The sequence below is a fragment of the Telluria sp. RT2P19 genome (assembly GCF_059685725.1).
In genome coordinates this window covers 81,067-94,381 of sequence record NZ_JCASIL010000003.1, presented here as the reverse complement: position 1 = coordinate 94,381, position 13,315 = coordinate 81,067, and the positions used below count along the sequence as shown (strand labels likewise).

The following is a 13,315-nucleotide window of genomic DNA, read 5'->3' as shown; positions in this document are numbered from 1 at the left end:
CGCCAGGGCGTATCATATTTACATCTTGTCAAGCGCGCGCCAAAGGCTTAAGTTAACCGCTGGGGCGGCCCGACCGGCGCAAGATGCGTCCGGCGGCGTGTCCGCCGGCCAGCGACCCTATCGACATGCATACCGACACCGTATCCGACCAGCCGGCGAACCAGGGCGGCATGCCGCCCCGGCCAGCCGGGGTCGACTATGCCTTCGGGCGCTTTTCGCTCCATCCGGGGCGCAAGCTGCTGGCCTGCGACGGTGCGCCGGTGACGCTGGGCGGACGCGCCTTCGACCTGCTGGTGGCATTGGTCGCGCGCGCCGGCGACGTGGTAAGCCACCAGGAACTCGTGGCCGCGGTCTGGCCGCACGCCGTGGTCGAAGAAAACGGCTTGCGTGTGCATATGTCGGCGCTGCGAAAAGCGCTGGCCGAGACGCCGGCGGACCAATACATCATGACGGTGCTGGGACGCGGCTACCGCTTCGTCAAGCCGGTCTGCGCGGCGCCTGCGGCCGGCCACTCCCAGCCGGGCTGGTCGCCGCTGCCGCCCATGCCCGCCGTGTTCGACCGGCGCGCAGGGCTCGGTCGGCTGCTGGGCCGGGCCACCGTGGCCACCGAACTCGATGCGCTGCTGGCCGGGGCCGCGCTGGTGACGCTGACCGGGCCGGGGGGAATCGGCAAGACGGCCGTGGCCCTCGACTATGCGGCGACCCACGGCGCGCGCCATGCCGATGGCTGCCACCTGGTCGACTTCGCCGCGCTCGATGATCCCGCCCTGGTGCCGGCCGCCATCGGCAGCGCGCTCGGCATCTCCTTGCAGCAGGTCGATCCGCTGTCCGGCATCTGCAACGCGCTCGCTGCGCTGCACACCCTGCTGGTCTTCGACAACTGCGAGCACGTGCTGGGGGCGGCCGCCGAGTTTGCCGGACAGATCGTGGCCACCGCGCCGCGGGTCAGGGTGCTGGCCACCAGCCGCGCAGCGCTGGGCGTGGCCGGCGAAGCGGTGTACCGCCTGCCGCCGCTGGCTTTGCCCGCGCCCGACGCGGCGCCAGACTGCGCCGCGGCCAGCATGTCGCCGGCGGTGGCGCTGTTCGTCGAGCGCGCCCAGGCCAATTCGAGCGATTTCGTCCTCGACCCCGGCAATCTGCCCACGGTGCTCAGGCTGTGTCAGCAACTCGACGGCCTGCCGCTGGCGATCGAGCTGGCGGCGGCGCGGGTGGAGGCGCTCGGCGTCGAGGGGCTGGCCGCGCGCCTGGACGACATGCTGGGCCTGCTCACCCGCAGCCGGCGCCTGGCAAGCCCGCGTCACGCTGCGCTCGAGACCATGCTCGATTGCAGCCACCGGCTGCTCGGCGACGTCGAGCGCACCGTATTCAGGCGGCTGTCGGTGTTCCACGCCGCCTTTTCGCTGGAGTCGGCCGCGCTGGTCTGCGCCTTCGACACGCTGGCGCCGGCCCAGGTACTGGACGCCGTGCTGGCCCTGGCCGACAAATCACTGCTGACGGTCGACGCCGACCACCGCCTGGCGCGCTACCGCTTCCTGAATACCACCCGGCGCTACGCCGCCGCGCGCCTGGCCGCCAGCGGCGAAGGGCACGCATCGCGGCGGCGCCACGCCACGCACCTGTGCACGCTGTTCGGGCAGGCGCGCGCCGAGATCGACGAGCGCTCGCTGCCTCGCTGGTACCGGCGCTACGGTGGGCTGAGCGCCGACCTGCTGGCCGCCCTCGACTGGGCGTTCGGCAGCGGCGGCGAGCCGATGCTCGGACTCGCGTTGTGCGTCGCCGTGCCGCTGCCCATGATCGAATTGGGCATGGTCGACCAGTTCCGGCGCCGGCTCGACATGGCGCTCCAGGCGCTGGGCGCGCTGGTGGCGGCCGAAGCCGTGACGGACGGCGTCGAACTGGAGGCGCGGCTGCTGGCGGCGTGGACGCTCGCGACCACCCATGTCGCCATGCCGCCCGAGCAACGCATTCGCATGTACGCGCGGCTGGTCGACGCCGCACCGCGGGTGCGCGCGCCCGAGGCACGGGCGCTGGTGGCGAGCGCGCTGTGCGTGGGCGCGTTCATCGCCGGCGACTACGCGCGCATCGGCGCGGTCGCGGCGCAGGCGCGCCTGGACAGCACCGGGATGGCCGTGCTCGACCCGGCCGCGCGCGTGGCGCGGCTGCTGGCGACGCGCTGGGGCGCGCTCGGCCTGCATTTCCAGGGCCGCCATCGCGCGGCGCGCGAACAGGCCCTGCATACGCTCGATACCGACATGCCGGGCGGGCACAGCAATGTGCTGGGTCCGATTCCGCAACGGATCGTCATGGGTGTGGTGATGGCGCGCAGCGAGTGGATCACCGGCGAGGCCGACGTGGCGCTGGTACGCGCGCGGCAGATCGTCACCCTGGCCGAGAACGAGCACCCGTTCGCGCTGTCGCTGGCGCTCGGGCTGGCGCTGGCCCCGGTCGCGCTGTGGCGGGGCGACGACGTGCTGGCCCTGGAAACGCTGGAACGCCTCGAATCCCATGCGCGGCGCCATGCGCTCAGCTTCTGGAGCGAATGGGCCGTGCATCTGCGGCTGTCGATGGGCGACGCCGCGCCGGCCGGCGAGCATCAGCTGGCGGCCGTCCGTGAACTGGTGGCGGCCCAGCCGATGATGCTCGAGCTGCTCGCCACCACGCGGCCCGGTTTTCTGCCGCCAGCGGCGCTGGCCACGGCCGCGCGTGGACAAGAGACGTGGTGCGAGCCCGAATTGCTGCGCATCCAGGCCGAGTCCGCGCACGCGAACGGGGCGCCCCGTGCCAGCGTCGAGGCAGCTCTGGCGCATGCCATGGTGACCGCCCAGGCCCAGGGGGCGCTGGCCTGGGAGTTGCGCGCGGCGACCAGCCTGGCGCGCATCTGGGCCGCAGCCGGTCGACAGCGGCGGGCGGGCGAGCTGCTCGACGGCGTGCTGGGACGGTTCCACCAGGGTTTCGACACGGCCGACCTGCGCGCCGCGCGCGACTTGCGTGAACGTTTCGTCCAGGATCCGGATATCCCCGCCGTCCCGCTGTCGCCTGCTTGATCTGCCCCGGGTCGTGGCGCCAGGCTAGTCGAGCGCGCCGCGCGCGCGCCCCGGCGGCGCCGCCGGCAGCAGCAGGAGCCCCGCCAGGACGGTACCGGCGATGACTGCGACCATCGCCAGCGGCCCGCCGGCGGCCATCAGCGGCAGCAGCAGCAGCGGCGCGCAGGCCGCGCCGAAGCGGTTCATGGCCCAGGCCGTAGCCACCGAGGCCGCACGCCTGGTGGTCGGGAACACCTCCGACGCATACAGGTTCAGCACCGCCGCCGCCACCGTGGCGCAGACCATGAAACCGAGATTCGACGCCACCAGCAGCGCCGGCGACTCGGCCTGCACGAACAGCAGCGCCAGCAGCGCGCCGGCGCCCGTGGTCGCGGCCAGGGCGGTCTTGCGCTCGACCCGGTCGATTCCAAACGACGCGGCCAGCGTGCCCACGATCGGGCCCAGCGCGGCCAAGCCGACATAAAGCAGGGTATCGGCCAGCGCAAAGCCCTTGCGCGCCAGGATGGCCCCGGTCAGGATCGGAAACGCCACCGTCGACCAGGCCGACAGGAAAAACAGGGCCGACACCAGCAGCCAGCGGCGCCGCGCACTGGGTGGCGCCCCGGTAGCGGCTTGTGCCGGTGCGGCCGCGGGCGCCAGCGGCGCGCTGGCGGCAAGCACGGCGCGCGCGCGCGCCAGGCGTTCGCAACCGGCCCGCGCCGCCGCCGCGCGGCCGCGCGCCTCGAGCCAGCGCGGCGATTCGGGCAGCCAGGCGAACAGGAGGCCGGCGGCGGCGCTGCCGGCGCCGCCCAGGATGAGGCCCCAGCGCCAGGCCTCCAGGCCGAGGGGCTCGAGCGGCACCAGGGCCCGGATCAGGAAGGTCCCGGCGACCGGTCCCGTGAACCCGAAGGCCACGGTGGCCAGCATGAAGGCGCCGCGCCGCCGCGCCGGCAGCAGGTCGGCCAGGTAGGTAAACATGAGCGGCGGATAGCCACCCAGCGCGACGCCTGACAGCAGGCGCCACGCGGTGAGCTGGTCGGCGTCGCGGCTGGTCGCGGCGCCGAGCGAGGTCACGGCCAGGAACAGCAGCGCCGCCATCAGGCTGCGCTGGCGACCGATGCGGTCCGCCATCCATCCGAGCAGGGGCGCGCCGACCACGGCGCCCACATACACCGCCGCCAGCATGGCCGACAGCCGCACCGGCCCGGTGGCGTGGGGCGGCGCCGAGAATACCGCCGCAAGGGTGGTGCCGAGCGTTATCTCGAACACGTCGAAGGCGAATCCGATCGCGCACAGGCCAACCGCCAGGCAGTGCAGGGTTCCGACCGGCATCTGGTCAAGACGGCTGGCGACAGGCGTGGCGAGTTCAAGGGATGGCATGCATGTTCTCCGATTGCTGCGGGTATCGTAAATGCTTGTCCCCGGCCGCGGGCGGATGCAGAGGAATATTCACAAGGTTTCACGCCGCGCAGCTTCGCGGGGGCGTGGGGGCTGTCGACGCGGGATGCACGCTATTGGACCAGAACGCTTTTTCACAATAATTTATTGGTAAAGGGGCAATTTCCCGCTCAAAATGGTGGGTGCCATATGTTTCATGGGTAATCGTTGGGTGGTCGTGTATTCACTTGATGCGAAATAAGACAATGCTGCGGAGCGGAAGGTATTGGGTCTGCAACAGTCCAGGGGAGAACGAGCGGTGGCGAGGCACGATGCACGGGACGCGCAGGACACGTATGCCTTCGGCGCCTTCCGCCTGTTGCGCCAGGGGCGCCAGTTGTGCCTCGGGGCCACGCCGGTGCGGCTGGGCGGGCGGGCGATCGACCTCCTGGTGATGCTGGTCGAGCGGGCCGGCAAGGTCGTCAGCCGCGCCGAACTCGAACGGGCGATCTGGCCCGACAGCATCGTCGAGGACAGTTGCCTGCGGGTGCACATCGGGGCGCTGCGCAAGGCCCTGGGCGATGGCGTCGGCGAGCCGCGCTATATCGTCAATGTGCCGGGCCGCGGGTACAGCTTCATCGCGCCGGTATCGGTCCTGAGCGGCCTGCCGCCGGCGCCGGAAGCGGCGGGCGGCGCCACGCGTCCGCTGCCGCCGCGCCTGACCTCCATCCTTGGCCGCGACGAGGAACTGCGTCAACTGCGCGCGCGCCTCGCGCAGCGCCGTCTGGTCACCATCGTCGGCCACGGCGGGATCGGGAAGACCACGCTGGCGGTGTGCCTGGCCGCCGAGGTGCGGGCCGAGTATGCCGACGGGGCCTGCTTCGTCGACCTGGCGCCGCTGTCGGGCGGGGCCCAGATCCCGGACGCGCTGGCGGCGGCGCTGGGGATCGCGGTGGCTGGCGAAAGCGTGCTGCTGACCATCGAGCGCTGGCTGGCGCCGCGCCGCCTGTTGCTGGTGTTCGATAATTGCGAACACCTCATCGATCCGACTACCGCCTTCATCGAACAGGTGCTGCACATCGCGCCGCAGGTCGACGTCGTCGCGACCAGCCGCGAACCGCTCGATGCGGTGGGTGAATGGGTGCACCGCCTGGCGCCGCTCGCCTGCCCGCCGGACGATCCGGCGCTCGACGTCGAGCAGGCGCTGGCCTTTCCGGCGCTGCGCCTCCTGGCCGAGCGCGCCGGCGCGAGCATGGACACGTTCCAGCTCGGCGCGGCCGAGCTGCCGGCGGCGGTGAAGCTGTGCCGGCGTGTCGACGGCGTGCCGCTGGCGCTCGAATTCGCCGCCGCGCGCGTCGGCCTGCTCGGCATGCACGGGGTGATCGAGCAGCTCGACGACCGCCTGCGCCTGCTGGGCAGCGGCCGGCGCACGGTGCTGCCGCGCCACCGCACCCTGCGTGCGCTGCTCGACTGGAGCTATGAGCTGCTCACGCCCGCGGAACAGCATGTGCTGCGCTGCTGCGCGGTGTTCAGCGGCGCGTTTTCGCTCGATTCGGCGATCGCGGTGGCCGAGGATGGACCCGACAGCGGCGCCGACAGCGATGCCGAGGTGGCGCGCTGCGTGCTGGCGCTGGTATCGAAGTCCCTGCTGGCCGCCGACACGCGCGGGCCGGACGCCAGCTTCGCGCTGCTCGGCATCACCCGCGCCTACGCCATCGACAAGCTGGCCGACGATCCGGCGCGCGACCAGGTGGCGCTGCGCCATGCACGCCATACGGCGGCCCTGCTGGGCGAGTGCGAGCTGGCCTGGGAAACGCTCGATCAGTCGAGCTGGCTGGCGCGTGCCAGTCTCCTGGTCGGCAATGTGCGGGGCGCGCTCGACTGGGCCTTCGGCCCGGGCGGCGACCGCGAACTGGGCGCGCGCCTGGCCGCATCTTCGTGCATCCTGATGTCGGGAGTGGTGCGCGAGCCCGAGCTGCGGCGCTATGCGGCGCAAGCCCTGGAAGCCATCGGCGCGGGGGCATCGGCCAATCCGCTCGACGAAGTGCGCCTGCGCTCGGCGTTGTCGATCACCGAGCTTCCCGCCGACCCGGCCCGGCCCGGCGGCGCGCCCGACTGGACACCCTTCGAGCGCGCCTTCGACCACGCGGTGAGCGGCGGCAGCGCCATCGAAATGGCCGAGGCCCTGTACGACGCCTTCGTGCGCTGCTATGGCGCGGGCCAGTACGCCGCGGCGCAGGAATACGCGCAGCGGATGCGGCAGGTCGCCGAACAGGCCGGACACACACGCTCGCTGCTGGTCGCGCGGCGCGCCCTGGCCCAGTGCTGGCACATGCTGGGCCAGCATGAGTCGGCGACCGTGCTGGCGCGCGAGGTGCTCGGGGCGCCGGGCGGCAAGTCGCCGCTGCGCATGACCAGCCCGATCGATCGCGGCGTGTCGATGCGCATACTGCTGGCGCGGACCGCGTGGTTGCAGGGCCGCGGCGGCGAGGCGGCGGCGATCGCGCGCGACGCCCTCGACCTGGCGGCCAAGGACCGGGCGCCGGTATCGCGCGCCTGCGCGGTGGCGCTTGGGGCCTTGCCGGTGGCGCTCTGGCGCGGCGACGACGCGTGGGCCGGCGAACTGGCCGCGCACCTCGCGGATCTGGCCGAGCGCAACGCGCTGCAGTACTGGGGCGGCTGGGCCCAACTGTACCGCCAGGTGCTGGTGGCGCGTTCGAGCCGGGCCAACGATCTGTCGTGCTCGACCTGGGAGATGGACCCCAAGCAGGGCGACCACCTGGCCACCTACTGGAGCGCCCTGGCCGACCACCAGGCCAGGCTGCGCTGCGAGCGGCGCTTGGTCGCATGGTGCGCGCCCGAGGTATGGCGCGCCAGCGCTGAACAGCTCTTGGGCGCAGGTACAAACCAGGAGGGCGCGGCCCAGGCGTTGTTCCTGCGCGCCCTGGACGAGGCGCGCCGGCAAGGCGCGCGCGCGTGGGAATTGCGCTGCGCGACCAGCCTGGCGCGCCTGTGGCGGGAGTCGTCCGACCGCGCGCGCGGCGCGGCGCTGCTCGAGCCGATCGTGCAGGCATTGCACGCACACCACGACGGCGCCGACCTGCGCGCCGCCTTGACAGTCCTGGAGGCATCATGACAATGATTGCTGGCGGCGTGGCAGCCCTGGCCGCCGTGACCGATGATGGCGATACGCTCGCCATCGGCCCGTTCGAGCTGGCGCCGGCGCGCCAGGCGGTGCGGCTGCGCGGCGCGGTGCTGGCGCTGGCGCCGGGCGAGGCCGCGTTGCTGGCGGCGCTGGTCGAACGGCGCGGCGCCGTCGTGCCCGAGAACGTGCTGGTGCGCTTTTGCGCGGCGCCGGCCGGCGCGGGCGGGCTGTACGAGCGCGTGGCCGCCGTCAACCGCGCGCTGGCCGTGCACGCGCCAGACATCTATGCGATGCAGGTCGGCGCCGGCTATGCGCTGAAGCTGCCGGTGGGCGATGCGCCGCGGCGGGTGCTGTTCGGGCGCGCCGCGGCGCTGGCGGCGCTCGGCCGCCTGCTGGCTGCAGAGCGCCTGGTCTCGATCGTCGGTCCCGGCGGCATCGGCAAGACCAGCGTTGCGCTGGCGCTGGCGCAACAGGCCGGGGTGCGCGACGGCGCCCATGTGCTCGACCTGGCCGCCATGCCCGACGCGCGCCACTTGTTGCCGGCGCTGGCCCAGGTGCTGGGCATGCCCGACGGCGCCACGGGCCGCGAGCGCGACCTGGCGCAGCGCTTCGGCGCGCTGCTGGCTGGACGCAGCACGCTGCTGGTGCTCGACGGCTGCGAGCATATGATCGATGCCGCGGCGGGCGCGGCCGAGCTGTTGCTGGCGGCCGCGCCCGGCGTCACGGTGCTGGCCACCAGTCGCGAGGCGCTGCGCGCCGACGGCGAGCGGGTGTACCGGCTGGCGGCGATGGGCGTGCCGCCGCCTGGCGCCAACGCGTCCGAGATACGGACCGCGCCGGCCGTCAGGCTGTTCGCGGCGCGCGCCTTTGGCGAGCGCGACCTGGCGCCGGACGAGCTCGATCCGGTCGCCGCCCTGTGCCGCGGCCTCGACGGCTTGCCGCTGGCGCTGGAGCTGGCGGCGGCACTGACCCCTTCTCTGGGACTCGAGGCGCTGGCCTTGCGGCTGGACCAGCACCTGCTCGACCGCGATCCACAGGCGGCGAACGAGGACCTGGACGGCATGCGCAGTCGCCACCTGAGCCTGGGCGCCATGCTGGCCTCGAGCTATGACCTGCTCGGGCGCGACGAGCAGGCCGTATTTCGCCGGCTGTCGGTGTTTCGCGGCGGCTTCACGCTGGACGCCGCCGCGGCAGTGGCGGGCGACCCCGGACTAGCCCTCGAGGATGTCAAGGAAATCGTCATCGGCCTGATGGCCAAGTCGCTGGTGAGCGTCGCCCCGGAACCGGGCGCCCGGCCGCGCCTGCTGGACACGACACGCGCCTACGCCGCGCGGCTGCACGCGGCCGACGCCGACCGGGCGGCGGTGCGCGCGCGCCACGCCGACTGGCTGCGCACGCTGCTCGAGAGCGCCCATGGGGCCTGGATGACGATGGGCCGCGAAGCCTGGCTGGCCAGTCACGCACCGTGGCTGGATGACTTGCGCGCCGCGCTCGACTGGACCTTCGGCGCCGACGGCGACGGCATGCTCGGGGTACGCCTGACGGCGCTCGGCTTCCCGCTGGCCGAGCAGGCCGGCGCCGGGCTCGAGTTCGGCGGCCGGGTCGCACAGGCACTGGAGGTTCTTTCCGGCACGGCCGAGCCAGCACCACTGCTGCGGCTGCGCCTTGCCGGGTTCACCTGGGACAGCCGGAGCGAAGCGGGCGGCAGCGTGAGCTCGGTACTGCGCGCACACGCCAACGCCCTGCACGACGTGCGCGCGCACAGCGAGGCGCAGATCGCCAGTGGCGTCCTGATGGCGCGCTGGTGCGTGGCTTTCGGCAGCGCAGATTACCCAGCGGCGCTGGCGACCGCCCACGACATGGCCCAGACGGCGCGCGCCCAGGACGATCCCGTGCTGGCCCAGCTCGGCCGCAAGGCGCTGTCGCAATCGCTGCATTTCATGGGGCGCCACGAGGAAGCGCTGGCGGCCGCGCAGGCCGCTGTCGGCGGCGCCTGCAGCGTGCCGCTCGGCTATGTCACGTCCCCTGTGCCGACCCGGGTCGCGGTAGGCATCGTCATGGCGCGCACGCACTGGCTGGGCGGCGATGCCGCGCGCGCCGCCAGCGCCTGCGCCGACGCCATGGCGCGCGCCGAGGCCGAGCGGCCGATGACGCAGTGTCATGTGCTTGCAATGGCCGCGCTGCCGATTGCGCTGTGGGCCCGCGACCTGGCCGCCTGCGAGCCGCTGCTGGCGCAGCTGGAACAGCATGCGCGCCGCTACTCGTTCGGCCTGTGGCACACCTGGGCCGCTTTCTACCGCGACGTGCTGGCCTGCATGGCGCTGGCGCCCGGTGCCGGGCGGCGCTCGCTCGCGCTGGCGTGCGCCGAGCGCATCGCCGCGCGCGACGGCAAGCAATCGGACCACCTGGCGACCTTCGATCCCGACTTCCTCGCGCCGGCGGCGCTCGAGCGGGTGCTGGCCGGGCGGGTTGGCTGGTGCGCCCCGGAAACGCTGCGCGCCCATGCGGGACACCTGCTGGCCGATGGCGACGGGAAAGGGGCGCGGGCGATGTTACGGCGGGCCCTGGCGCTGGCCACGGAGCAGGGAGCACTGGCCTGGCAGCTGCGCATCGCCGACTGGGAGGCCGTGCACGGACCCGCGTGAAGGATGGCCAGGCCGCGACGGACGCCCGCCGGCGGGCCTGCGGCGGCGCGCGGAGGATGGAATCCGCCTGGCATCGATTTCACACATTTTCACTCCAGTTTTATGACCTGTCTCATATCATGAGGGTATTGCCAACCATTTAGAGGCAAGCTGATGGAGGTGCACCCGATTTCCCCGCCACCGGACGACATGGCGCTCGCGTTTGGTCCTTTCGTCCTGTCGCCAGGGGCGCGCGCGCTGCGCCGCGACGGCGCCCCGGTCGCGTTGGGCGAGCGCCCCTTCGACCTGTTGCTGCTGCTCGTCGCGCGGGCGGGCGACGTCGTCGGCAAGCGCGAGATCAGCGCGCGCCTGTGGCCGGGCGATGACGCCGAGCGCAGCCGCCTGCGCGCACACGTCGCGCTGCTGCGGCGCGTCCTGGGCGAAGGCGAGCTTGGCCGGCGTTATATCGTCAACGTCCCTGGGCGCGGCTATGCGTTCGTGGCGCCAGTGCGGCGCCAGCCGGTGGCGCGGCCCGTGCTTGCCCCGGCCCTGCCCACGCCCGTCGTGCGCTCGCTGCCGTCGACCAGCATGCCGGTGCTCGGCCGCGAGGAGGCGGTCGCCGCCCTGGTCGACGCAATACGCGCACGCCGACTGGTGACGGTCGTCGGCGCCGGCGGCCTGGGGAAAAGCATGACGGCGCTGGTGGCCGCGGCCCGGCTGGCGCCCGAGTTCGCGGGAGGCGTCGCCTATGTCGACCTGGCCACGCTGGCCGATTCCGGCAGGCTCGCACAGGCGGTCGCGGCGGTGCTGGACGCCGGACCCGTCGGAACGCTGGCCGAGCTGTGCGCCGTGCTGGACGGACGCCGACTGCTGCTGGTGCTGGACAATTGCGCCCACATGACCGATTCGGTGGCGCTGCTGGCCGAGGGCGTGCTGGAGATGACGACCGACGTCCGCCTGCTTGCCACCAGCCGCGAAGCCTTGTGCCTGCACAGCGAATGGGTTTACCGTCTGGCGCCGCTGGCACCGCCGCCGGCCGCACCGCTACCCGAACAGGCACTGACGGATCCGGCCCTGCGCCTGTTCGCGCTGCATGCCGGGGTGCCGGCGCTGAGCGCCTGCGAGCTGACGGACGTGGCGGCGCTGTGCCGCGAGCTCGATGGCAATCCGCTGGCCATCGGGCTGGCCGCGGCCAGGGCCGCAGCGCTTGGTATCGTGGCCATCGGCGGCCTCGAGACCCTGTTCCCGGCGGACGAAGACGCCGCGAACCTCGGCGCTGGCCGCCACCGCTCGCTGGACGCCATGCTCGACTGGAGCTGGCGGCTCCTGGCCGCGCGCGAGCGCACGGTCCTGGCGCGCCTGTCGGTGTTTCGCGGCCCCTTCGGCCTCGGCCTGGCGGCGCAGGTGTGCTCCTGCGGCCAGCTCGACGCCAATGGCGTCGCCGACAGCATTCTCGTGCTGAGCCAGCGCTCGCTGGTCGAGGTCGAGGATGCCGATCCGGCGCCACGCTACCGCCTGGTCAACACCACGCGCGCCTATGCGCGGCGCCGGCTCGCACGCAGCGGCGAACTGGCGGCGCTGGCGCTGCGTCACGCGACGGCCATGCTGGCGTTGTACCGCGCCGCCGACGCCGACCTGCACCGGATGGGCGGCGCCGCCTGGCGCGAGCGCTACGGGGGCGCCATCGACGATTTCGGCGCCGCGCTCGACTGGGCGATGGGAGACCAGGGGGCGCCGGCGCTCGGTGTCGAGCTGGCGGCCTCGGGCTGGTTCGTGATGATCGAATGCGGCCGTGTCGAGACCCACCGGCGCCACGTGCGGCTGGCGCTCGACGCGCTGGCGCACTTGCGCCAGCCACCCGCGGACCTGGAGCTGCGCTTGCTGGTGGTCCATGTGCTGCTGCTGGGCCTGTGTCACGCGGACCCGATGGACGCGGCGCCGTCGATAGTACGGCTGGAGACGCTGGCGCGCACGACCCAGCCGCGGATGGCGGTGCAGGCGCTGCATGCGCTGGCGGGATGGACGATGAGCCAGGGTGAATATGGCGTGGTGCGAAAAATTGCCGAACGCATGGCGCCGCTGGCGGGTGGGCTGAGCGATTCGGGCGCGCTGCTGCTGGCCTACCGTTTCCGGGCCCAGGCCTTGCATTGCCTTGGCATGCACGGCGAGGCGGCGCGCACTGCCGGCGCCGTGATCGAAAGCCCCACGGTGCAGCGCCACGTGCATTACCTGGGGCCGGCGCCGCGCACCTTGCCGATGCTGGCGGTGCTGGCCAGGACCGCCTGGATCCAGGGACGGCCCGACCAGGCCTGGGCGCAGGCGCAAGAGGCGCTGGCGCTCGCCGAAGGCGGCCACCCGTTCGCCACCTGCTTCGCGCTCGGCATGGCGGCGCTGCCGGTCGCCCTGTGGCGCGGCGACCGAGCGCAGGCGCGCGCGTTGCGCGAGCGTCTGGGCCGTGAAATCGACGATGGTGCCGCCAGCTACTGGCGGCCCTGGCGCGATGTGCTGGCGCCGCTGCTCGAGCGTGAAGCCGCGACGCTGGCGCCCGGGATGCTCGCTGCGCTGCCGGTTCCGCTGCGCGACCTGCTCGCGACCGTCGATCCGCGCCTGGTCGACGCGGCCAGCTTGCGGCGCGTGCGCAGCGGGACGCTCGGCTGGTGCGCGCCTGAAGTGTTGCGCGCGCATGGCGAGCGCCTGCTCGGGGCCGGCGCGGCCGACCACAGGGCAAGGGCGCTGGCCGAGGGCTACTGGCTGGCCGCGCGCGCGCTGGCGCGGCGCCAGGGCGCGGCGGGCTGGGAGCTGCGCATCGCCACCGGCCTGGCTGCACTGTGGGACGGGACGACGCGCGAGGCCGAAGGATGGACGGAGCTGCGTGCGATCAGCGCACGCTTTGCCCAGGGCGCGTGCGGCGCCGACGTGGAGCGCGCCCGCACGCTGCTCAAAGGCGCGGACCGTGCGGCGCCCACCTTTCCCTGCCGCGCACGGCTGGCGATTGCCTGAAGGGGACAGGCGCGCGGCATGCCGGTTGCCTCGCGTCCGCTTGCTTCATGCCCGCTTGCTTCACGCCCACTTGCTTAACATCCGCTTGCTTCACGCCCGCTTGCTTCAGGCCCACCTGTTTCACACATCTTCACAGCCGCGCACAC

5 protein-coding genes are annotated in these 13,315 nt (G+C 73.1%); 4 read left to right on the top strand and 1 reads right to left on the bottom strand.

Features of this window, described 5'->3' with window-relative positions; genetic code table 11:
* Positions 1-125: 125 nt before the first annotated feature.
* Complete coding sequence (locus AC56KW_RS04705) at positions 126-3,044, top strand: ATP-binding protein (protein ID WP_497169576.1); 2,919 nt, start codon at positions 126-128, stop codon at positions 3,042-3,044.
* 24 nt (positions 3,045-3,068) lie between these two features.
* On the opposite strand, the gene AC56KW_RS04700 is transcribed toward AC56KW_RS04705, so the two are convergent.
* A complete protein-coding gene (locus tag AC56KW_RS04700; RefSeq protein ID WP_497169575.1) occupies positions 3,069-4,403 on the bottom strand; it encodes an MFS transporter in 1,335 nt (444 codons plus the stop codon).
* Between the two features lie 316 nt (positions 4,404-4,719).
* On the opposite strand from AC56KW_RS04700, the gene AC56KW_RS04695 reads away from it, so the two are divergent.
* The 3 genes from AC56KW_RS04695 to AC56KW_RS04685 all read left to right on the top strand — a co-directional run bounded on the left by AC56KW_RS04695 (position 4,720) and on the right by AC56KW_RS04685 (position 13,169).
* Complete coding sequence (locus AC56KW_RS04695; protein WP_497169574.1) at positions 4,720-7,536, top strand: ATP-binding protein; 2,817 nt, start codon at positions 4,720-4,722, stop codon at positions 7,534-7,536.
* Positions 7,533-10,190 carry an ATP-binding protein gene (locus AC56KW_RS04690; RefSeq protein ID WP_497169573.1) on the top strand — a complete coding sequence of 886 codons (2,658 nt, stop codon included), beginning with the start codon at positions 7,533-7,535 and terminating at the stop codon, positions 10,188-10,190. Before AC56KW_RS04695 ends, AC56KW_RS04690 begins: the two co-directional genes overlap by 4 nt.
* A 159-nt stretch (positions 10,191-10,349) precedes the next feature.
* Positions 10,350-13,169 carry an ATP-binding protein gene (locus AC56KW_RS04685; RefSeq protein ID WP_497169572.1) on the top strand — a complete coding sequence of 940 codons (2,820 nt, stop codon included), beginning with the start codon at positions 10,350-10,352 and terminating at the stop codon, positions 13,167-13,169.
* Positions 13,170-13,315: the final 146 nt, after the last annotated feature.

What these genes read in the sequence shown, in the direction of transcription:
- AC56KW_RS04705 (WP_497169576.1), top strand. Translation starts at nt 126, where the DNA reads ATGCATACCGACACCGTATCCGACCAGCCGGCGAACCAGGGCGGCATG.
- AC56KW_RS04700 (WP_497169575.1), bottom strand. Translation starts at nt 4,403, where the DNA reads ATGCCATCCCTTGAACTCGCCACGCCTGTCGCCAGCCGTCTTGACCAG.
- AC56KW_RS04690 (WP_497169573.1), top strand. Translation starts at nt 7,533, where the DNA reads ATGACAATGATTGCTGGCGGCGTGGCAGCCCTGGCCGCCGTGACCGAT.